Source organism: Streptomyces sp. NPDC005722 (genome assembly GCF_040630935.1).
GTDB lineage: Bacteria > Actinomycetota > Actinomycetes > Streptomycetales > Streptomycetaceae > Actinacidiphila.
Genome location: NZ_JBEXYN010000002.1, coordinates 274,312 through 293,871 on the forward strand (window position 1 = coordinate 274,312; position 19,560 = coordinate 293,871).

Annotated in this window: 21 protein-coding genes; 5 read left to right on the forward strand and 16 right to left on the reverse strand. The window is 74.7% G+C overall.

Annotation, left to right across the window (positions count from 1 at the left end):
* The first annotated feature begins 101 nt into the window (after positions 1-101).
* On the forward strand, positions 102-1,514 hold the full coding sequence (glnA, locus tag ABZ479_RS03385; protein WP_500459604.1) for a type I glutamate--ammonia ligase: 1,413 nt from the start codon (positions 102-104) through the stop codon (positions 1,512-1,514).
* A 176-nt stretch (positions 1,515-1,690) separates the two neighbouring features.
* Positions 1,691-2,149 (forward strand): SRPBCC family protein, encoded by a 459-nt coding sequence (locus ABZ479_RS03390; protein ID WP_500459605.1) that lies wholly within the window; start codon positions 1,691-1,693, stop codon positions 2,147-2,149.
* 18 nt (positions 2,150-2,167) lie between these two features.
* Here the strand turns inward: ABZ479_RS03390 and ABZ479_RS03395 are convergent, their stop codons facing one another.
* The 9 genes from ABZ479_RS03395 to ABZ479_RS03435 form a co-directional block, all read right to left on the reverse strand.
* Positions 2,168-2,959: an SAM-dependent methyltransferase gene (locus tag ABZ479_RS03395; protein WP_499599307.1), complete on the reverse strand. Its 792-nt coding sequence runs from the start codon at positions 2,957-2,959 to the stop codon at positions 2,168-2,170.
* A gap of 144 nt (positions 2,960-3,103) precedes the next feature.
* The gene (locus tag ABZ479_RS03400) at positions 3,104-3,760 is read right to left on the reverse strand and encodes a (2Fe-2S)-binding protein (protein ID WP_500459606.1); all 657 of its coding nucleotides are present in this window, start codon (positions 3,758-3,760) and stop codon (positions 3,104-3,106) included.
* Positions 3,761-3,792: 32 nt separating this feature from the next.
* The gene (locus ABZ479_RS03405; RefSeq protein WP_499598149.1) at positions 3,793-4,464 is read right to left on the reverse strand and encodes a GntR family transcriptional regulator; all 672 of its coding nucleotides are present in this window, start codon (positions 4,462-4,464) and stop codon (positions 3,793-3,795) included.
* A 58-nt stretch (positions 4,465-4,522) separates the two neighbouring features.
* Positions 4,523-5,524 carry a proline racemase family protein gene (locus ABZ479_RS03410; protein ID WP_499598151.1) on the reverse strand — a complete coding sequence of 334 codons (1,002 nt, stop codon included), beginning with the start codon at positions 5,522-5,524 and terminating at the stop codon, positions 4,523-4,525.
* A gap of 302 nt (positions 5,525-5,826) precedes the next feature.
* Positions 5,827-6,726 (reverse strand): dihydrodipicolinate synthase family protein, encoded by a 900-nt coding sequence (locus tag ABZ479_RS03415; RefSeq protein ID WP_499598154.1) that lies wholly within the window; start codon positions 6,724-6,726, stop codon positions 5,827-5,829.
* Positions 6,723-8,057 (reverse strand): FAD-dependent oxidoreductase, encoded by a 1,335-nt coding sequence (locus tag ABZ479_RS03420; RefSeq protein ID WP_500459607.1) that lies wholly within the window; start codon positions 8,055-8,057, stop codon positions 6,723-6,725. Before ABZ479_RS03420 ends, ABZ479_RS03415 begins: the two co-directional genes overlap by 4 nt.
* 352 nt (positions 8,058-8,409) lie before the next feature.
* Positions 8,410-8,718, reverse strand: a complete 309-nt coding sequence (locus ABZ479_RS03425) for a (2Fe-2S)-binding protein (RefSeq protein ID WP_500459609.1) — start codon at positions 8,716-8,718, stop codon at positions 8,410-8,412.
* On the reverse strand, positions 8,715-9,890 hold the full coding sequence (locus ABZ479_RS03430; protein WP_500459610.1) for an NAD(P)/FAD-dependent oxidoreductase: 1,176 nt from the start codon (positions 9,888-9,890) through the stop codon (positions 8,715-8,717). The genes ABZ479_RS03425 and ABZ479_RS03430 overlap by 4 nt, the downstream gene beginning before the upstream one ends.
* 26 nt (positions 9,891-9,916) lie before the next feature.
* Positions 9,917-11,011, reverse strand: coding sequence for a magnesium and cobalt transport protein CorA (locus ABZ479_RS03435; protein ID WP_500459611.1), 1,095 nt, complete (start codon positions 11,009-11,011; stop codon positions 9,917-9,919).
* Between the two features lie 426 nt (positions 11,012-11,437).
* Here ABZ479_RS03435 and ABZ479_RS03440 point away from each other — a divergent pair, with 426 nt between their 5' ends.
* Positions 11,438-12,274, forward strand: a complete 837-nt coding sequence (locus ABZ479_RS03440; RefSeq protein ID WP_500459612.1) for an undecaprenyl-diphosphate phosphatase — start codon at positions 11,438-11,440, stop codon at positions 12,272-12,274.
* Positions 12,275-12,317: 43 nt separating this feature from the next.
* On the opposite strand, the gene ABZ479_RS03445 is transcribed toward ABZ479_RS03440, so the two are convergent.
* On the reverse strand, positions 12,318-12,920 hold the full coding sequence (locus ABZ479_RS03445; RefSeq protein ID WP_500459613.1) for a TIGR03086 family metal-binding protein: 603 nt from the start codon (positions 12,918-12,920) through the stop codon (positions 12,318-12,320).
* Between the two features lie 77 nt (positions 12,921-12,997).
* Complete coding sequence (locus ABZ479_RS03450; RefSeq protein WP_500459614.1) at positions 12,998-14,020, reverse strand: NADPH:quinone reductase; 1,023 nt, start codon at positions 14,018-14,020, stop codon at positions 12,998-13,000.
* A 72-nt stretch (positions 14,021-14,092) separates the two neighbouring features.
* Between ABZ479_RS03450 and ABZ479_RS03455 the strand changes: the two genes are divergently transcribed.
* Entirely contained in the window at positions 14,093-14,710 is a 618-nt protein-coding gene (locus tag ABZ479_RS03455; protein ID WP_500459615.1) for a hypothetical protein, read from the forward strand.
* A gap of 5 nt (positions 14,711-14,715) precedes the next feature.
* On the opposite strand, the gene ABZ479_RS03460 is transcribed toward ABZ479_RS03455, so the two are convergent.
* From ABZ479_RS03460 to ABZ479_RS03470, 3 genes are read right to left on the reverse strand one after another with little or no spacing between them, the layout of a single operon-like run.
* Positions 14,716-15,117: a hypothetical protein gene (locus ABZ479_RS03460; RefSeq protein WP_500459616.1), complete on the reverse strand. Its 402-nt coding sequence runs from the start codon at positions 15,115-15,117 to the stop codon at positions 14,716-14,718.
* Positions 15,118-15,175: 58 nt separating this feature from the next.
* Positions 15,176-16,045 (reverse strand): Gfo/Idh/MocA family protein, encoded by an 870-nt coding sequence (locus ABZ479_RS03465; RefSeq protein WP_500459617.1) that lies wholly within the window; start codon positions 16,043-16,045, stop codon positions 15,176-15,178.
* A 2-nt stretch (positions 16,046-16,047) separates the two neighbouring features.
* The gene (locus tag ABZ479_RS03470; RefSeq protein WP_500459618.1) at positions 16,048-16,422 is read right to left on the reverse strand and encodes a 5-carboxymethyl-2-hydroxymuconate Delta-isomerase; all 375 of its coding nucleotides are present in this window, start codon (positions 16,420-16,422) and stop codon (positions 16,048-16,050) included.
* A 299-nt stretch (positions 16,423-16,721) separates the two neighbouring features.
* Between ABZ479_RS03470 and glnII the strand changes: the two genes are divergently transcribed.
* Complete coding sequence (glnII, locus tag ABZ479_RS03475; protein WP_500459619.1) at positions 16,722-17,741, forward strand: glutamine synthetase; 1,020 nt, start codon at positions 16,722-16,724, stop codon at positions 17,739-17,741.
* Positions 17,742-17,806: 65 nt separating this feature from the next.
* Here the strand turns inward: glnII and ABZ479_RS03480 are convergent, their stop codons facing one another.
* Both ABZ479_RS03480 and ABZ479_RS03485 read right to left on the reverse strand, forming a co-directional pair.
* A complete protein-coding gene (locus tag ABZ479_RS03480; protein ID WP_500459620.1) occupies positions 17,807-18,331 on the reverse strand; it encodes a DUF1203 domain-containing protein in 525 nt (174 codons plus the stop codon).
* Between the two features lie 23 nt (positions 18,332-18,354).
* Positions 18,355-19,518: a hypothetical protein gene (locus ABZ479_RS03485; RefSeq protein WP_500459622.1), complete on the reverse strand. Its 1,164-nt coding sequence runs from the start codon at positions 19,516-19,518 to the stop codon at positions 18,355-18,357.
* Between the last annotated feature and the right edge of the window lie 42 nt (positions 19,519-19,560).

The following is a 19,560-nucleotide window of genomic DNA, read 5'->3' on the forward strand; positions in this document are numbered from 1 at the left end:
GAAATGCCCGATCTCTATGGTCGGCACCAACGTGCGCCACCGCACTGGTCGCACCCATGAGCTGCAATCCGGCCTCCCGGGCCGGGCCAAGGAGGAGTTGGATGTCGTTCCAAAACGCCGACGAGGTGAAGAAGTTCATCTCGGACAACGACGTCAAGTTCGTGGACGTCCGGTTCTGCGACCTGCCCGGTGTGATGCAGCACTTCACGGTCCCGGTCGAGTCCTTCGACCCGGACGAGCAGCTGATGTTCGACGGCTCCTCGATCCGCGGCTTCCAGGCCATCCACGAGTCCGACATGGCGCTGATCGCGGACCTGTCCACGGCCAAGCTGGACCCGTTCCGCAAGGACTCCACGCTCAACGTCAACTTCTTCATCCACGACCCGATCACCGGCGAGCAGTACAGCCGTGACCCGCGGAACGTGGCGAAGAAGGCCGAGGCCTACCTCGCCTCCTCCGGCATCGCCGACACCGCGTACTTCGGCCCCGAGGCCGAGTTCTACGTCTTCGACAGCGTCCGCTTCGAGACCAGCGCGAACCAGTCCTTCTACCACATCGACTCCGAGGCCGGCGCCTGGAACAGCGGTGCGGAGCAGGACAACCGCGGCTACAAGGTCAAGTACAAGGGCGGCTACTTCCCGGTCCCGCCGGTCGACCACTTCGCCGACCTGCGCGCGGAGATCACCCTGGAGCTGATGAAGTCCGGCCTGCAGGTCGAGCGCCAGCACCACGAGGTGGGCACCGCCGGCCAGGCCGAGATCAACTACAAGTTCAACACGCTGCTCGCCGCGGCCGACGACCTGATGCTCTTCAAGTACATCGTGAAGAACGTCGCCTGGCGGGCCGGCAAGACCGCGACCTTCATGCCCAAGCCGATCTTCGGCGACAACGGCTCCGGCATGCACGTCCACCAGTCGCTGTGGACCAACGGCGCCCCGCTGTTCTACGACGAGCAGGGCTACGCGGGCCTGTCGGACACCGCCCGCTACTACATCGGCGGCATCCTGCGGCACGCCCCGGCGCTGCTGGCCTTCACCAACCCCACGGTGAACTCCTACCACCGCCTGGTGCCCGGCTTCGAGGCCCCGGTCAACCTGGTCTACTCGCAGCGCAACCGCTCCGCGGCCATCCGCATCCCGATCACGGGTGCCAACCCCAAGGCCAAGCGCATCGAGTTCCGCGCCCCGGACTCCTCCGGCAACCCGTACCTGGCCTTCTCGGCGCTGCTGCTCGCCGGCCTCGACGGCATCAAGAACAAGATCGAGCCGGCCGAGCCCGTCGACAAGGACCTGTACGAGCTGGCCCCCGAGGAGCACGCGGGCGTCCCGCAGGTCCCGACCTCGCTGTCGGCGGTCCTGGAGTCCCTCGAGGCCGACCACGAGTTCCTCCTCCAGGGCGGTGTCTTCACCTCCGACCTGATCGAGACCTGGATCGACTACAAGCGGGTCAACGAGATCGCCCCGATCGCGCTGCGGCCGCACCCGCACGAGTTCGAGCTCTACTTCGACATCTGATGCGGCCCCGGGCCGGAGCGGGGAACCGCCGGGCCCGGACCGTGCGCCACCCGTCGGCCGGCCCTCCTCCTCCGGGAGGGCCGGCCGACGGCTTTCCCGTCCCGGAAGCCGGTGTGCGGCGCGCGCCCCGGTGGGAGGATCCCCGTGCCGGGTGCCGTGCCGAGAAGGGGTCCGCGATGCCGTCCACCGAACTGGAGCACACCTTCCGGGTGGCCGCGCCCCCGGAGGAGGTCTACGCGCACCTGGCCGAGCCGACGCACTACATCGGTCTGTCGCCGCTCCTCGTCGACGTGCGCGACGTGCACCGCAGCGGCGGGAGCGTGCACTACACGGCCGTGGAGCGGTTCCGGTTCCTGGGTCTGCTGCGGCACGACAACGTCATCGGCGTGACGCTCGTCGCCGTCCCGGACCGGCTGCCGCACTCCGCCGAGATCTCCGGCGAGGTCCGCAGCCCGGCCCGGATCCGCATGGGCTACCGCTTCGCCATGGAGCGCTGCGGCGCCGGCAGCATCGTCACCGACACCCTGCGCCTGCGCACGCCGCCCGGCCTGCTGCGCTTCGCCGCCTCCCAGGCGCGAACGGTCCAGCAGGCCCGGGCCCGGGTCCTCAAGGCCCGGCTGGACCGGCCCGCCTGAGGAAACGGGCGGGTCCCGCTAGACGCGGCGGCCGACGCCCCCGTAGAAGCCGATCTCGCCGGAGCGCGGCGGGACCGGGGTGCCGGGGCGCCAGAAGGGGACCTGGACGAGGCCCGGCTCCTCGAGTGCGAAGCCGTCGAAGAACCGCGCGACCTCGGCGTGCGGACGCAGGTTGAGGCTCGCGGTGGCGTTGTTGTAGACGGCCTGGGCGTCGCTGCGGTCGGCGAAGTCACCGGTGGCGTGCGAGAGCACCAGGTAGCTGCCGGCCGGGAGCGCGTCGCGCAGGGTGGCGACCACCTCCGCGGGCTTCTCCTCGTCGGTGAGGAAGTGGAGGACGGCGACGAGCAGGAGGGCGACGGGCCGGTCGAAGTCGATGACCCGGCGGACGTCGGGGTGCTCCAGGAGGGCCCGGGGGTCGCGCAGGTCGCCGAGCACGACGCTGGTGGCGCCCGAGCGGCTGAGCAGGGCGTTGGCGTGGGTGTTGACGATCGGGTCGTTGTCGACGTACGCGATGCGGACGTCGGGCGCCGCCTCCTGGGCGATCTCGTGCACGTTGGGCGAGGTGGGGAGGCCGGTGCCGATGTCGAGGATCTGGCGGACGCCGCTCTCCACCACGTGCCGGACGGCGCGGCGCATGAAGGCCCGGTTGGCGCGGACGCCGATCCTCACCTCGGGCGCCGCGGCGGCGAGTGCGTCGGCGGCCTTGCGGTCCACCTCGTAGTTGTCCTTGCCGCCCAGCAGGTAGTCGTAGATCCGCGCGGGGTGCGGCCTGCCGGTGTCGATCTCCTCGGCGCGGAAGCCGTTCTCCATCACGCTGCGCTCCTCTCGGCGGCCGTCCGGGCCCTGACCCGGCACCGCTGACGACAGCTTTTCACATCATCAACTTCTCTGCCCACGTGAAGAGTTCCTGGTCACCGGGAGTTCCACGCGGCGCCCACCGGAGGCCGGCCGCGCTCAGCGCAGCGCGCAGTCCCCGCACAGCCCGCCGCCCGGCACGCGGTAGTACAGGCAGCAGCTGCGGCGGGTGTAGGCGGGCGCGCCAGGCCCGGTGAGGCGGAGTTCACCGGCCTCGCGCAGCAGCGGATCCGCCGTCAGTTCCTCCGCCAGCGCGACGGCGCGGGCGGCCGCGTCAGGCCGTGCACCCTCCCCCAGGCACCAGGAGTGCAGCACCCGCAGGGTGCCGGCGAGGGCCGAGGCGGTGTTGCCCCACAGCAGTGCGGGCGCGACGCCCGACACCGCGTGCACGGCCTCGCAGAGGGGCACCAGGTGCCCCAGGAGCACGTCCTCGCGCAGCCGGCCCGCGGGGACCTGCGGGACGTCGTCCGGCAGCCACAGTTCGTCCGGGGCGGACCGGCCGGGGTGCCACCACAGGCGTCCGCCGGACAGGTCGGGCATGCGGCCGGTGAGCGCCGCCGGGCCGAGCGCGACGGACCACAGCCGCGCGGCCAGCCCCTGGTGGGCCAGCGAGGCGGCGACGCGCCGCTCCCGCGTGCCGAGCCGCCGGCCGACCTCCGCCACCCGCCCGGTGAGCGCGGGCGAGGGCCGCCCGGCGTGGACCTCCGCCAGCGGCACGAAACCCTCGGCCCGCGGCTCCCCCGGCCCGGTGCGCATGGCGAAGAACGGTCCCGGGCCGCCTCCGCCGGTCAACGTGCCCACAGGCCCCTGACATGGCCGAGGTGCCGGGTCATGACGGCCTGCACGGCGGCGCCGTCGCGGGCCAGCAGGGCGTCCAGCAGTTCCAGGTGCTCCTCGGCGGAGGCGCGGAGCAGGCCGCGTTCGGCGAGCGCCGTGAGGCCGTACAGCCGGGAGCGCTTGCGCAGGTCGCCGACCACCTCGACCAGGTGCTCGTTGCCGGCGAGCGCGAGCAGCCCCAGGTGGAAGCGGCGGTCGGCCTCCACGTAGGCGATGAGGTCGCCGGCCGCGGCGGCGTCGACGATCTGCTCGGCGGCCGGGCGCAGCGCCTCCAGCGCCGGGGCGTCGGCGGTGGAGGCGAGGCCGGTGACGGTCGGGATCTCGATGAGGGAGCGGATGTGGGTGTACTCGTCGAGCTGCCGCTCGGAGACCGCGGTCACCCGGAAGCCCTTGTTGGGCACCGGGTCGAGCAGCCCCTCCTTGGCCAGGTCCAGCAGCGCCTCGCGGACGGGCGTGGCGGAGATGCCGAAGCGGCCGGCCAGCGCGGGCACCGAGTGCACCTCGCCGGGCCGCAGTTCCCCCGCCACCAGCGCCGCCCGCAGGGCGTCCGCGACGCGCTCGCGGTAACTGCCGGTGCGCTGACCGCCGAGGGCGGGCAGGGCGGGCCCGTCGTGCGCTGCCATGCGGTGGCTCCTCCTTGGCGGCGTGGCATGTATGCGCCCAGTATCGGTGTCCGGGGCGCTAGAGGACGAATCCGGCGGGGAACGGGTCGGACGGGTCGAGCAGGTACTGGGCCGTGCCGGTGATCCAGGCGCGGCCCGTGACGGACGGCAGCACGGCGGGCACGCCCGCCACCTCGGTGGTGCCGGTGAGCCGGCCGGTGAAGTGCGTGCCGATGAAGGACTCGTTCACGAAGTCCTGGTCCAGGGGCAGTTCGCCGCGGGCGTGCAGCTGCGCCATGCGCGCGCTCGTACCGGTGCCGCAGGGCGAACGGTCGAACCAGCCCGGGTGGATGGCCATGGCGTGCCGCGAGCGGACCGCCGTGGAGCCGGGCGCCAGCAACTGGACGTGCTTGCAGCCGCGGATCGTCGGGTCCTCCGGGTGGACGGGCGGCTCCTCGGCGTTGATCGCGTCCATCAGCGCGAGGCCGGCGGCGAGGATGTCGTCCTTGCGGGACCGGTCGAAGGGCAGGCCGAAGGCGTCCAGGGGCAGGATCGCGTAGAAGTTGCCCCCGTACGCGAGGTCGTAGGTGACCGTGCGGCCGTCGGCGAGGACGGCCTTGCGGTCCAGCGCGACGCTGAACGAGGGGACGTTGCGCAGGGTCACGGCGGTCGCCGCGCCCCCGCTCACGGCGACCTCCGCGACGACCAGCCCGGCCGGGGTGTCGAGGCGGACCGTGGTGACGGGCTCGGTCACCGGGACCATCCCGGTCTCGACGAGGACGGTCGCCACGCCGATCGTGCCGTGCCCGCACATCGGGAGGTAGCCGGAGACCTCGATGTAGATCACGCCGTAGTCGGCGTCCGGGCGGGTCGGCGGCTGCAGGATCGCCCCGCTCATCGCGGCGTGGCCGCGCGGTTCGTCCATCAGCAGGTGCCGGATGTGGTCGAGGTGGTCACGGAAGTGGAGGCGGCGTTCGTTCATGGTGGCGCCGGGGACCGTGCCGATGCCGCCGGTGACGACACGGGTGGGCATGCCCTCGGTGTGGGAGTCCACCGCGTGCAGGACGAGTTTGCTGCGCATGGGGTGTGTCCTCCTCGTGGGCCCTGGGTCGTGGGGCCGGGGGTGGATGGGGGTACCTGAGGTGCTGGCGGACCGGACTCCGTTGCGTGCGGGACGGGTTCGCCGCGCGTGGGGTGTGTCGTCCTCGTGAGGTCGGGGTCGGGGTCGGGGGCGGGGGCGGCGGCGGGGCTGGGGGCTCGGCGCCGCCTCGGGACGGGCCGGACCGGGTGCCCGGTCCGGTGCCGGGGCGACGGGCCTGGCCCGGGCCGGAAGCGGACCGGGGCGGGGCCCGGAACGGCTTCCGGGGCCGCGGGCCGGGGCCGTTACGCGAGGCCCGAGGCGATCGCGGCCTCGGTGGCGGCCCGGACCTCCTTCTCCTGCTCCGGCAGCAGGGGCACGCGCGGCGGGCGGCAGGGGCCCCCGTGGCGTCCGGCGAGGTCCATCGAGAGCTTGATGGCCTGGACGAACTCCGTCCGGGAGTCCCAGCGCAGCAGCGGGTGCAGCGACCGGTACAGCGGCAGCGCGGTGCCGGTGTCCCCGGCGACCGCGGCGCGGAAGAGCTCGCCGCAGGCCCGGGGCAGGGCGTTGGGGTAGCCCGCGACCCAGCCCTTCGCGCCGGCGGCGGCCAGCTCGAGCAGCACGTCGTCGGCACCGATCACGAGGTCGAGTTCCGGGGCGAGTTCGGCCAGCTCCCAGGCGCGGCGCACGTCGCCGCTGAACTCCTTCACGGCCTTGATGTGGCCGGCCTCGTACAGCTCCGTGAGCAGCCGCGGGGTCAGGTCGACCTTGGTGTCGTACGGGTTGTTGTACGCGACGACCGGCAGCCCGGCCCGTGCGACCTCGGCGTAGTGGGCGTGCACCGAACGCTCGTCCGCGCGGTAGGCGTTGGGCGGCAGCAGCATCACGGCCGAGCATCCGGCATCGGCGGCGTGCTCCGCCCAGCGGCGTGCCTCGCCGGAGCCGTACGCGGCGACGCCCGGCACGACGCGCTCGCCGCCGATCGCGGCGACGGCCGTCTCCACGACCCGCGCGCGCTCGGCGGGGGTCAGGACCTGGTACTCGCCGAGGGAGCCGTTGGGCACGACACCGTCGCAGCCGTTCGCCACCAGCCAGGCGCAGTGGGCGGCGTAGGCGTCGTAGTCGACGGACAGGTCCTCGGCGCGCAGCGGCAGGGCGGTGGCGACGAGCACGCCGCGCCACGGGCGGTCGGGGGTGGTGTTCATGGCTGTTCCCTCTCTTCCTCTTCGTCTGCCGCGCCGGCCAGCAGACCGAGCGGCACGGGCCGGGCGAGGGGCCGCCCGGGGTCGGTGAAGGGGCATCCGGCGACGGCGGCGACGCCCGGGCCGCAGACGCGGCCCTGGCACCAGCCCATCCCGGCGCGGGTGAGCAGCTTGACGGTGCGCAGGTCGCCGGCGCCGAGGTCGCGGACGGCCTCGCGGACGGCGGAGGCGGGCACCTCCTCGCAGCGGCACACGAGGGTGTCGTCGGTGACGGCGGACTCCGCCCAGTCGCCGGGGAGGCGGTAGACGGCGTCGAGCACGGCGGCGAACCGCCGCAGCCGCTCGCGGCGGCGGGCGGCGGCCGCCCACGCCGCGGGGTCGGGCTCCGTGCCGCGCAGCCGGGCGGCGGCGGACCGTCCGGCGATCTCCCCCTCGGCGAGGGCGAGTTCCGCGCCGCCGACGCCGGTGACCTCGCCCGCGGCCCAGAGGCCGGGGGTGGGGGTGCGCTGTTCCACGTCCACGTCGAAGGAGCCGGCGAGGTCGGTGTGCGGCAGCAGCCCGTGGCCCACGGCGAGGGCGTCGCAGGCCACGCGGCGCCGTACGCCGCCGGGCCCGGCCAGGGTGACCGCCTCGACGCGGTCCGTGCCGTGTGCGGCGACGACGGTGTGCCGCCAGCGCACGCGGACACCGTGCCGGGCCAGGCGGGCGGCGTAGCCGGCGCCCTCCACGGCCTTGCCGAGGGGTACCGCGGTGGCCTGCCGCAGCAGGGCGCGCGGGTCGGCGGCCTCGGCGAGCGCCGCGACGCGCGCCCCGGCCGCCGCGAGGCCCGCCGCGACGGGGAGCAGCAGCGGGCCCGTACCGGCGACGACGACCGTACGCCCGGGGAGCACCAGGCCGCCCTTGAGCATGGCCTGCGCGCCGCCCGCCGTGACGACCCCGGGCAGCGTCCAGCCGGGGAACGGCAGCACCTTCTCGTAGCCCCCGGTCGCCAGGACCACCGCGTCCGCGCCGATAGCGCCCGATTCGAGGGTGTGGAGGGTGAACCCCGGTTCCAGGGACCAGACCTGACGTCCCGGCAGGTGGGCGATACGGCCCGCCGCGATGTGGGCGTCGAGGCGTTCGCGCAGCCTCCGCCAGGTGCGCCACGCGTGGTGCAGGGCCTGCGGCCTGCGGGCCCGGAGCCCTGGTGCGGGCTGCCGGTAGAACTGTCCGCCCGGCTGGGGCGCGGCGTCCACCAGAGCGACCCGTACGCCCGCGTCCGCAGCCTCCAGCGCCGCCGCGACCCCCGCCGGCCCGGCGCCGACGACGGCCAGCCCGTACCTCTCCCCGGTCACATCCGCCTCCCGCGACGACTCTCCGGCGGGCCCGGTGCGGGGCGCACCCCGCGGACCGGGCCCGGCGACGCGGGCTGCCGGCGGAACCGCCCGCCTGCCTGCGGCACGGCGTCCACCAGCGCGACGCGCACGCCCGCGGCCGCGGCCACCGGCGGCAGCGTGGCCCCCGTCCCCACGCCGGCCGGCCCGTGCCCGTCCCGGCTCGCCTCCCCCGCCGGCCCGATGCGCGACGCCCACCGCGGACCGCACCAGGGGACGCGGCCAAGCCCCCGGGGCGGGCGACTCCCCGCGTCCGTCCCAGCCGCGACGTACGACTGCCCGGCCGCCCGCGCCGGGGCCCCGCCGTCGGCGCTCACGGCAGCTCCCCCGTACCGGCCTGCGGCGTGACGACGTCGCCGGGGTGGGCCTCGGTGACGCAGGCGCGCACGCCGGGGCGGCCGTTGACCGTGACGAGGCAGTCGAAGCAGACGCCGATGCCGCAGAAGACCCCGCGGGGGGCGCCGTCGACGCGGGTGGTGCGCCAGGACAGGACGCCGGCCGACCAGAGGGCGGCGGCGACGGACTGCCCGGGGTGGGCGGGGACCTCGTGCCCGTCGAAGGTGAAGGTGAAGCCCGGGCCCGGTACGGCGCGGGCCAGGCGCAGGGGACTGCGGCGGCTCACGGGGTGGCCTCCTCGGCGGGGAAGCGGTCGGGGCGGAAGGGGGTGAGGTCGAGCTCGGGGCGGGCCCCGGTGAGGCACTGGGCGATCAGGTGGCCGGTCGCCGGGGCGAGTCCGATGCCCGCGCCCTCGTGGCCGCAGGCGTGGTGCAGCCCGGGGACGCGGGGGTCGGGGCCGATCGCGGGGAGGTGGTCCGGCAGGTAGGGGCGGAAGCCGGTGTAGGCGCGCAGCGTCGCGACGTCCCGGAGCACCGGGAAGAGGGCGAGGGCCTGGGCGGCGAGGCGGCGTACGACCGGCAGGGAGAAGGTGCGGTCGAAGCCGACGCGTTCACGGCTGGCGCCGATGAGGACGGGGCCCGCGGCGGTGGCCTCGACGACCGCGGAGGTCTGCAGGTCGGCGGAGTCGCTGGCGACGTCGGCGACGTAGTCCGCCGCGTACACCTTGTGCCGGACGGTGCGTGCCGGGAGGGGTTCGGTGACCAGGACGAAGCCGCGCCGCGGCAGTACGGGCAGCCGTACCCCGGCGAGGGCGGCGACCTCGCCGCCCCAGGTGCCCGCGGCGTTGACGACGGCCGGGGCGTGGATGTCGCCGCGGTCGGTGCGGACCCCGCGCACGGCGCCGTCCGGCCCGCGGAGCACGGCCGTCACCGTGGTGCCGAGCCGCGCCTCGGCGCCCAGGTCGCGTGCGGCGCGGACGAGGCGGGCGGCGGCGAGCGCGGGCTGCACCTGGGCGTCCTGCGGGTAGTGGACGCCTCCGGCGAGGCCGTCCGCCAGGTGGGGTTCGAGGTCGTGCAGCCCGTCCGCCGGGACGGGCACGGCCTGGACGCCCTCGCGCCGCTGGGCGGCGGCGAAGTCCAGGAGCGCGCGCAGTCCGTCCTCGCCGGAGGCCACGACGAGTCCGCCCTTGGCCTCGTACTCGGCGGTCGCGCCAAGGTTGTGACGTTCCGTCAGCTCCTGCCAGAGGCGGGCGGAGAGCAGGGCGAGTCCGAGCTCCGGACCCGGTTCCTTGTCGGACACCAGCAGATTGCCCTCGCCGGCCCCGGTCGTGCCGCCGGCCACCGGTCCGCGGTCCACCAGGACGGTGCGGAGCCCGGCCGCCGCGGCGTGGAGGGCGCAGGCCGCGCCCACCATCCCGGCGCCGACGACCACGACATCGCAGCTCGTCGGCTTGCTCACGCCGGTAATATGTCACACAGCACTGCTCACAACCAGCCGTTGCGCCGGAATCCGCGGTGGATGACGTAGCAGGCGACGACCATCACGCCCACGGCGAGCGGATAGCCGTAGGTCCAGCGCAGCTCCGGCATGTGGTCGAAGTTCATGCCGTACAGGCCGCAGATCATGGTGGGGACGGCGAGGATGGCGACCCAGGCGCTGATCTTGCGCATGTCCTCGTTCTGGGCCATGGTCACCTGCGCGATGTTGGCCTGGAGGATCGAGTTGAGCAGTTCGTCGAAGGAGTTGACCTGCTCTGTGGCGCGGGCGAGGTGGTCTGCGGCGTCGCGGAAGTAGGTCCGCAGGTCCTCCTCGACGCCGGGCAGCGGGTCCTCCGCGAGCCGCTGGAGGGGGCGGCCGAGCGGGACCACGGCCCGCTTGAGCTCCAGCAGTTCGCGCTTGAGCTGGTAGATCCGGCCGGCGTCGGTGCCGCGGCCGTGGTGGTCGGAGAAGACGTCCGTCTCGACCTGCTCGATGTCCTCGTGGACGGCGGCGGTGACGGCGAGGTACTCGTCGACGACGTGGTCGGTTATCGCGTGCAGGACGGCGGCCGGCCCCTTGGCGAGCTGGTCGGGGACGGTCTCCAGGCCCTCCCGGAGCGGGCCCAGGGAGCCGTGGCCGCCGTGGCGCACCGTGATGACGAAGTCGGGACCGGTGAAGACCATGAGGTCGCCGGTCTCCACGACCTCACTGGTGGCGGTGAGCCGGTCGTGCTCGACGTAGCGGGCGGTCTTGAGGACGGTGAAGAGGGTGTCGCCGTACCGTTCCAGCTTGGGCCGCTGCTGGGCGTGGACGGCGTCCTCGACCGCGAGCGGGTGGAGCCCGAACAGCTCGGCGACACCGGCGAACTCCGCCTCCGACGGCTCGTGGAGCCCGATCCACACGAAGCCGCGACCGGACTTGCGGACCCGGGCGATCGCCTCGTACGCGGCGCAGTCGTCCTGCCGCAGTCCGTCCCTGTAGATCACGCAGTTCACCACCGAACTGCCCAGCGGGGAACGCGCCGGGTGGCTCAGGTCCACGCGCCGTTGGCGTATGTGGGTGAGGCGGACGGCTTTGCGGAGATTGCTGATCATCGACATGAAAGGCTCCTACGCAGGCGTGCGGCCGCCAGTATTTCCCACGGCCGGGCCCGTTCGAGCCCTCCGCCCCATCGCCCCTGCCCCGTACGGGCCTTGGGCGATCCCCCGCCCCTCCGCCGCTGTCACGCGCGGCACCCCGGGCACGGCCGTACCGGGACCGCGTCACCATGGGGGCATTTCTCCGGTTCCGCCCGGCTGGCATCCGGTTCGCCACTTTTTCTCCGGCGAAGCCCGGGAATGTGACGTACGTGACAGGCCGCCGTCCCGGGCTGCCGTGCGACCGCGCCGTCCACGAGGTCGCCGCCCGCCGGGGGCGGGCGGCGGGGCGGCCCTGGTTCGCGGGGGGCGCGGGACTTCTCTTACACTCCGTAGGGCTCCGGCCGGTGCAGGCCCGGGCATGCCACGTACTCCGCAGAGATGGGTCCCATGAGCGCCATCAGTATCGGTCAGGCAGCTGTGCTCGGCGTCGTGGAGGGGGTCACCGAGTTCCTCCCGATCTCGTCCACCGGCCACCTGAAGATCACCGAGGGCCTGATGGGCATCCCGGTGGACGACAAGGCCGTCGTCGCCTTCTCCGCGGTCATCCAGTCCGGCGCCATCGCGGCCGTGCTGGTCTACTTCTTCAAGGACATCGTCCGGATCTGCAAGGCGTGGTTCACCGGCATCGCCAACCGCGAGGAGCGGTACCACCACGACTACAAGTTCGGCTGGTGGGTGATCTTCGCGACGATCCCGATCGTCGTCGTCGGCCTGGCGGCCAAGCCGCTCATCGAGGGACCGCTGGCCTCGCTGTGGGTGGTCGCGGGCTCGCTGATCGTCGGCAGCGGCGTGATGTGGGCGGCCGACCAGATGGGCCGCCACAAGCGCGGCGAGGACGACACCACGTTCAAGGACGCGATGCTCGTCGGTTCCTCGCAGATCCTCGCCCTGCTCTTCCCCGGCTTCTCCCGCTCCGGCGCGACGATGTCCACCGCGCTCATCCTCGACCTGGACCGGGTCGCCGCCACCCGTCTCTCCTTCTTCCTGGGCATCCCCGCGCTGACCGGCGCCGGCCTGTACGAGCTGAAGGAAGTGGTCGGCACCGGAGTGGACACGGCGCCGCTCGTCGTCGGGACGGTCGTCTCCTTCGTCGTCGCGTACGCGTCGATCGCCTGGCTGCTGAAGTTCGTGGCCAAGCACTCGTTCAACGCGTTCATCGTCTACCGGCTCGTGATCGGCGCCCTCCTCTTCGGCCTGCTCGCCACGAACGCCATCGGCGCGTAGGCGCCCGTCGGCACGTGGAGACCCATCGGCACGCCGGCCACCGTCAGCGCACGGGCCCCGGCCGGCCTTCCGGCGTACGGCCGGACAGGGCCAGGGCCCGCTCGAAGGCGGTCGCCACGGCGGGGTCCGGGAGCATGACGGGCGGCGCGAACCCCTCGTAGCTGCGGTACACCTCGGCGTACCGGTCGACGACCTCCAGCACGAAGGCGCCGAGCCCCGCGCCGCAGCGGTACTCCTGGCCGGTGGCGCGGGCCACGTCCCAGCCGTGGACGGCCAGCTCCTTGACGATCATCGAGGCGACCTCGGCGGCCGGCACGGCGGCGTACCCCAGGTCGACGTCCCCCTCCCACACCTCCGGCGCCGTCCAGGCCGCGACGGCGCGGTCCAGCTGCTGCGCGTACGCCGCGGCCCAGTCCGGGGCGGCGGTGAAGTCGCGGGCGGTGAGCTCCTCGGGCAGCGGCGTACGCAGCGCCCGGTGCTCCAGGCCGTGCGAGGTGTAGAGGATCCAGTGGTTGAGCAGCGTGCGGGTGTCCCACTCCCCGCACGGCGTCGGCGCGGCGAGGAGGCCGGGGTCCCTGCCCACGCCGCGGGCGACCCGGGCCGCCTCGGCGGCGGCTTCGATCATGAACACATGGGCTTCGGTCATGGGCCCAGCCTGCGGGGACGGGCGGCGGCCGGTCTTGAACAAACGCGACAGCTCCGCCGGCCGCCCGCCCCGCGCGGCTACCCGGCCTGCCGGACGTCGACGAGCACCTTGCCCACGGCGCCCTCCTCCACGGCCGCGTGCGCGTCCGCGGTCCGCTCCAGCGGGAAGCGGTGCAGCGGCAGCCCCGCGTCCTCGCCGACCCCCAGGGCCCCGTCGGCCAGGGCCGCCGTCAGCGCCGCGACGGCCTCCGCCTTGGCCGCGTCCGGCATGGTGTAGACGAGGACGCCCTGCCAGCGCAGGTTGCGCGCGAAGCTCTCCCGTACGGGCAGGGTGAACTCGGCGCCGCCGTTGTCGGCGTAGTAGGCGACCACGCCGCCCGGCGCCAGCACCGCCAGGTCGAGCGCGGCGTTCTGCGCGACGGACACCTCCACGACGACGTCGACGCCCCCGGGCGCGACCCTGCGGATCTCCGCCGCGGCGTCGCTCCCCCGGTAGTCGACGACGTGGTGCGCGCCCGCGGCCCGCGCGAGGTCCCCCTTGTACGGGCCGCTGACCGTGGTCACCACCGAGGCCCCGGCCCAGCGGGCGAGCCGGATCGCGGCGTGGCCGACCGCGCCCGCGCCTCCCGCGACCAGGACCGTCCGGCCGTCGAGGGCGCCCGGCGCGAGCCGCGCCGGGCCGTGCTCGGCCACGGTCAGCGCGCGGTGCGCGGTCATCGCGGGGATGCCGAGGGCGGCGCCGAGGTCGAAGGACGCGGAACCGGGCAACGGCACGGCGTGCGCGGCGGGGAGCGTCACGTACTCCTGGGCGGTGCCGTCCGCCCGCTGCCAGGCGGCCTCCCACAGCCACACCCGCTCACCGGTCCGCCCGGGGTCGACACCCTCTCCGACGGCGTCGACCACACCGGCGCCGTCCTGGTTCGGCACCTGCTCCGCGACCGTGGCGGGCGGACCGCCCCGCCGCGACTTCCAGTCCGTCGGGTTGACCCCCGACACCTCGACCCGCACCCGTACTTCGCCCGGACCCGGCTGCGGCACCGGCCGCTCGGTCAGGCGCAGCACCTCGGGGCCGCCGCCTTCCGTGTACACGATGGCCTTCATGATCCGTACAAGGCCGCAGCGGCGCGCGTTCTTCCCGCCGCGCGGGTGTACTGGTCCGGGTAGGCTCGGCGCGTGTCCGCCGCGCCCGCAGATCCGCCGTCCATGGAGACGGCGTTCCCCGCGGCGCTCGGCCCGGACGTGCGCGCCGTCACCGCCCTGCTCCCGCCCCCGTCCCACGGCCCCCACTGGGAGGCCCACGGCAGCGTGCTGCTCCCGGTGCGCCTTCACCACCCCGAGCCGGCCACCGACGTGACGGCCGCGCTCACCCCCCGGCAGCGCCTCGTCCTGCACTGCCTGTTCGCCGCGCACCACGACGGGTACGTGCGGCAGCGGCACGCGGCGCACGTCGCCGGGGCGGCCGAGTCCTGGGCGGTGCCGTTCGTGGTGCGGCTCACCGGCGAGTACGTGCTGGAGATCGTCGCCGACATCCGCGCACGGCTCACCGAGGCCCTCGTCCCGGGGAGCGAGGCGCGCCGCGTGTACGGGCGCTTCGCCGGGGAGCACCCGGAGTTCCTCTCCCTCACCGAACGCCGCGCGGTGAGCTACTGGAACGAGTACCAGCGGTGGCGCTTCCCCGAGTTCGCCGCCCATCCCGCAGCGGCCGTACTGGAGTTGCTGCGCGCCGCAGCCATGGAGGCGACGGGCCGGGCGTGGCCGCCGCAGACACGCGTCCCGCGCGGCGCGCGCTGAGGGCGTCAGACGGGCGCCGCGCGTTCGCACAGGAGGGCGGCGCCGGCCGGATCCGGCGGGGGTTCGGGAAGGCCCACCGCGGCCGCGCCCGGCGAACGGTGCGGGGCGCGGGGGACGAAGGCCCCACTGGTGCCACCGTGGCCCCGGTGGACCAGGAGGCCGGAGACCGGATCGGGGACGGCGTCGAGCGCCGCGCGAGTGCCGGGCAGGGCGCGCCACGCGAGCCAGTGCTCCTCTTCCCGGAAGCACAACTCGAAGACGACGCCCCATCCGTACGTGTGCCATTCCCACGCCAGTGCACGGTTGGTGACCGCCGATTCCACGAGCGTCGACGCGTACGCGTCACGCCATGCCGCGGCGGGTGTGCTGGCGTTGAGGACTTCGATGGACCACCAGTCCGCTGCCATACCCAAAACGATAGGCACTTCGCAAGTCGCCCGCCAGGGTCCTGCCCCTGACGGCGCGTCACACGGGGTCGGCCGAGGCCAGCAGCTCCGTCACGCGCGCCGCGAAACGGGCGTCGCAGGGGTGGGGGACACCGGTGCGCACGGCCGTGAGCAGGGCGTCGATGGCGTTGCCGAAGGCGGGCACGGGCCCGTCGGCGCGTTCGGGGAGCGTGACCACGCCGGAGGTGCCGCGCAGCTCGACGGTCATGCCGGCCGCCGCCGGAGGGGCGGTGAGGCTCAGCGCCGCAGTGCTGGAGGCGCCGCTGTCGTGCCGCAGCACCAGGTGGACGGTGTCGCCCGGTCCCTGGACGGCGGTGAGCGCGGTGACGTCCCCGAGGACCGGCAGGAGCACGGACAGCGCGTGCGGACCGACGTCCCACAGCGCGCCCTTCTCGCGCCGCCAGGGGGAGGCCGCGAAGGGGCTGTCGCCGGAGGTGAACACCGAACCGAGCCACTGCGCGCGGGCGGTGAACCAGCCGTCCCGGGTGGCCTGCTCGTCGATCCAGGCGGAACTCGTCGCGTCGAAGCGGAGGGTGAAGAACACCACCGACGCCACCCCGGCCGCCTCGGCGGCGTCGGCGACCCGGCGGGCGTCGGTGGCGGTCGTCGCGACCGGCTTGTCCAGCAGCAGGTGCCGGCCGGCCTCGGCGGCACGCACGGCCAGTGGGGCCTGCACGTCCGGGGGCAGGGCGACGGCGACGGCGTCCACGTCGCCGATCAGCTCGTCCACGTCGGCGTAGGCGCGGGTGCCCAGGGTCGCGGCGAGCGCGGCCGCGGCCTCGGGGCGGCGGCCCCAGATCCCGGTGAACTCGACGTCGGGGTGGGCGGCGAGGGCGGGGCCGTGGGCGATCTCCGCCCAGGGGCCGGTGCCCAGGAGTCCGATGCGCATGGTCACCGCTCCCCCGCCGGCTCGAGGTGGCTGCGGTACCAGGTGCGGTCGAGGTCGACGACGTCGACGGCGGTCCGCACGCTCAGCTCCGGGGTCGGCGCGAGGTGCTTGCGCACGAGTTCCAGGACGGCCTCGCTCAGCCGGGTCTTCGCCTCGGGCGTGCGCCCGGACAGGACGGCGGCCCGAACGAGGACGAGCGCGTGCCCGGGGGCGCCGTCGGCGAGGACGTACTCGTCGGACCGGCGGAAGCGGGTCGTGCACGCCTCCACCTTGGTGTCGATGGTCTCGGCGACGAGCGGGTGCAACGCGGTCGCGAAGCCCTGCCGGTCGAAGGCGTCCGCGAGGTTGCCTGTGTAGTCCACGGTGATGTGAGGCATGGCACACACCCTACGTCCCTGGTCACGGCGGTCCGTGGGGGCCCGTCCCCGGGGCGGCCGGACCAGCGGCGCCAATCGTCAACGGCCCGTGCCGCATGGGTTCTTCGGCGTCCGCGCGGCGGCGGCACCGGACGTGCGCGGGGGCCGCCGCGCCCGCCGGGCCGGGTGTCCGGCGGGTGGGGCACGACCTCGTTCACATCGGGTTAACACATGGGCAATGGATGCGAAATCGCAGGTTGTGACGCTGCAGCGGCAACGACACCCGCCCCGCAAGGCCCACGCCAACAAGGATGACGCCCGTGAGCTACAAGGCCGAGTACATCTGGATCGACGGTACCGAGCCGACGGCCAAGCTGCGCTCGAAGACCAAGATCCTCGCCGACGGCGCGGAGCCCGGGGTGTGGGGCTTCGACGGCTCCAGCACCAACCAGGCCCAGGGCCACAGCTCGGACCGCGTGCTCAAGCCCGTCGCCACGTACCCGGACCCGATCCGCGGCGGCGACAACGTGCTCGTGCTGTGCGAGGTCTTCGGCATCGACGGCACGCCGCACTCCTCCAACACCCGCGCCCTGCTGCGGCCGGTCGCCGAGCGCTTCGCCGGCCAGGAGTCGCTGTTCGGCATCGAGCAGGAGTACACCTTCTTCCAGGGCTCGCGCCCGCTGGGCTTCCCCGAGGCCGGCTACCCCGCTCCGCAGGGCGGCTACTACTGCGGCGTCGGCGCCGACGAGATCTTCGGCCGCGAGATCGTCGAGAAGCACCTCGACAACTGCCTCGCCGCGGGCCTGGGCATCTCCGGCATCAACGCCGAGGTCATGCCGGGCCAGTGGGAGTTCCAGGTGGGCCCGCTGAGCCCGCTGGAGGTCGCCGACCAGCTGTGGGTCGCGCGCTGGCTGCTCTACCGCACCGCCGAGGACTTCGGCGTCTCCGCCACCCTCCACCCCAAGCCGGCCCAGGGCGACTGGAACGGCGCGGGCGCGCACACCAACTTCTCCACCAGGGCCATGCGCGAGGGCTACGACGCGATCGTCGAGGCCTGCGAGGCCCTCGGCCGCGACGACAAGCCGATGGAGCACATCAAGAACTACGGCTCCGGCGTCGAGGCCCGCCTGACCGGCGCCCACGAGACCGCCCCGTGGAGCGAGTACAGCTACGGCGTCTCCGACCGCGGCGCCTCGGTCCGCATCCCGTGGCAGGTCGAGGCCGACAAGAAGGGCTACATCGAGGACCGCCGGCCCAACGCCAACGTCGACCCCTACGTCGTCACCCGCCTCATCGTCGACACCTGCTGCTCGGCGCTGGAGAAGGCCGAGCTCGTCTGACGTCCCGCACCACCCCGAGGGCGCCCGTCGTGCGGACGGGCGCCCTCGGCGCGTTCACGGCGCGTTCACGGCACGCGGACGGCCTCGAAGAGGAAGCAGCCGTACTCCACGGCCCGCACGTGCACCAGGACGACCCGCGGATCGGCGAACCGGGCCGCCAGCACCGCGTCGGCGGCGCCCGCGGCGACCTCGTCCGCGGTCAGCTGGACGAGACGGCCGCCGAGGATGCGGCCCCGGGCGTCGTAGCAGCGGAAGACCCGCCGCTCGCCGTGGAGTCCGGCGGGGTAGCCGGGGCCGCCCGGCGGGCCGGGGCAGTCCTCCGCGGCGGCGTGCACGAAGACCGGCCCCGTCTCGCCGTAGGGGCCGGGGTCGGCGCCGGTCGCGGCGGCCCAGCGCCGCAGCGGCGCGTAGGCGGCCAACGCGATCCGCTCCCCCGGCGCGCTGTGCCGCAGGCAGCAGCGGAGCGGGGCGCCACCCTCCGGGTCCGGCTCGGGGCGGGGGACGAGACCGGCGTCATCGAGGCCCCGCAGTTCCTCCGCGACGGCCGGGTCGAGGGCCCGGACCTCGTACGTGGTGCGATGGGTGTCCATGCCCCCAGCGTCGCCGGGAGCGCTCAGGGCGTCCGGCGGGATTCGGACGTCGTGCTCAGGGCCCGCCACGCGGCGCGGTCGTCGGGCAGCCCGAGCGGGACGAAGAGCGCGCCCCGGTTGCCGCCGCGCGGGTTCCACAAGGTGTCGTGCGCCGCCACGGCGGCGGCGTAGGCCCGCTGGGCCGGGGTGGCGGCGTGGGCGTCCGGCCAGCCGTCGGGGAAGAACAGCGGCAGGTAGGGACCGAGGTCCGGGTTGGGGTAGCGCCACTGGAGCAGCGGCAGGACGGCGACCGCCGCGGGCAGCAGGCGCTCGGGGTCGGTGACACGGCGGCACAGCACGGCCGAGACGGTGAAGCGGGGCCGACCCGAGAAGACGGCCGGCAGCCGCCCGAACGCCGCGTCGAGCGCGGCCGGGTCGCGCAGGGCGTCCAGCAGCACCGTGTGCGCGTCCTCGTCGTCCTCGAGGGCGGGGGCCAGCGCGGCGCAGACCCGTACGGCCGGTTCGGGGTCGGCGAGCAGGGCCCGGGGGGCCTCGCCCAGTTCCCCCAGGTGGACGGCGAGGGCGGCGCGCTCGTCCGTCCCGGCCGTGAGGGAGGCCGCGGTGAGGGCCCGGACCACCTCCTGCCGCGGGCCGGCGAGCGCCGGGTGCACGGCGGTGAGCGCCAGACAGGAGGCCGCGGCGGCGCGCACCTCCGGGTCGGGGTCCGTCAGGTGGACGGCGGCGGCCGCGTGGACCGCGGGCAGCGCGTCGTGGATCCCGACGGCCGCGCGGAGGACCGCCAGATCGGCCATCTCCGGGTCCCAGAGGGCCTCCTGCTCCTCCTCGTCCGCCTCCGCCCAGGCCTCCTGCCAGGCGTCGATCGCCGCGCCGTCCGCGGGGAACGCCCGCGCCCGGCACTCCTCGGCCTCCTCCGGGCCGGGCGCCGCCTCCGCCGCGTACCGCAGGAAGCCCAGCAGCGCGGCCCGCACACCGGGCGGGTGCTCCCCGGCGAGCAGTTCCGCGACCTGCCGGACGGCCGGGGGTGTGGCCGGCCAGGGCGTGCCCTGGTGCACGATCGCCCCGTCGAGGTGCTCCAGGGCGGCCGCCACCTCCGCCTCCCGCCCGGTGCGCAGGGCGGCCAGATGCCGCGGGGTGTCCGTGGCGGCGCCGTAGGCGTGGAACAGCCGTGACCAGTCCGTCTCATGCATGCGGCCATCATGGCGGCGGGCACCGACATCGACGCTGAGACC

Coding starts and splice junctions, on each gene's coding strand:
- ABZ479_RS03460 (WP_500459616.1), bottom strand. CDS start 15,117: ATGGCAGCGGACTGGTGGTCCATCGAAGTCCTCAACGCCAGCACACCC.
- ABZ479_RS03485 (WP_500459622.1), bottom strand. CDS start 19,518: ATGCATGAGACGGACTGGTCACGGCTGTTCCACGCCTACGGCGCCGCC.
- ABZ479_RS03395 (WP_499599307.1), bottom strand. CDS start 2,959: ATGGAGAACGGCTTCCGCGCCGAGGAGATCGACACCGGCAGGCCGCAC.
- ABZ479_RS03405 (WP_499598149.1), bottom strand. CDS start 4,464: ATGGCAGCGCACGACGGGCCCGCCCTGCCCGCCCTCGGCGGTCAGCGC.
- glnA (WP_500459604.1), top strand. CDS start 102: ATGTCGTTCCAAAACGCCGACGAGGTGAAGAAGTTCATCTCGGACAAC.
- ABZ479_RS03450 (WP_500459614.1), bottom strand. CDS start 14,020: ATGAAGGCCATCGTGTACACGGAAGGCGGCGGCCCCGAGGTGCTGCGC.
- ABZ479_RS03480 (WP_500459620.1), bottom strand. CDS start 18,331: ATGGACACCCATCGCACCACGTACGAGGTCCGGGCCCTCGACCCGGCC.
- ABZ479_RS03465 (WP_500459617.1), bottom strand. CDS start 16,045: ATGCGCATCGGACTCCTGGGCACCGGCCCCTGGGCGGAGATCGCCCAC.
- ABZ479_RS03390 (WP_500459605.1), top strand. CDS start 1,691: ATGCCGTCCACCGAACTGGAGCACACCTTCCGGGTGGCCGCGCCCCCG.
- ABZ479_RS03415 (WP_499598154.1), bottom strand. CDS start 6,726: ATGAACACCACCCCCGACCGCCCGTGGCGCGGCGTGCTCGTCGCCACC.
- ABZ479_RS03470 (WP_500459618.1), bottom strand. CDS start 16,422: ATGCCTCACATCACCGTGGACTACACAGGCAACCTCGCGGACGCCTTC.
- ABZ479_RS03410 (WP_499598151.1), bottom strand. CDS start 5,524: ATGCGCAGCAAACTCGTCCTGCACGCGGTGGACTCCCACACCGAGGGC.
- ABZ479_RS03445 (WP_500459613.1), bottom strand. CDS start 12,920: ATGACCGAAGCCCATGTGTTCATGATCGAAGCCGCCGCCGAGGCGGCC.
- ABZ479_RS03435 (WP_500459611.1), bottom strand. CDS start 11,011: ATGTCGATGATCAGCAATCTCCGCAAAGCCGTCCGCCTCACCCACATA.
- ABZ479_RS03400 (WP_500459606.1), bottom strand. CDS start 3,760: ATGCGCACCGGGCCGGGGGAGCCGCGGGCCGAGGGTTTCGTGCCGCTG.
- ABZ479_RS03440 (WP_500459612.1), top strand. CDS start 11,438: ATGAGCGCCATCAGTATCGGTCAGGCAGCTGTGCTCGGCGTCGTGGAG.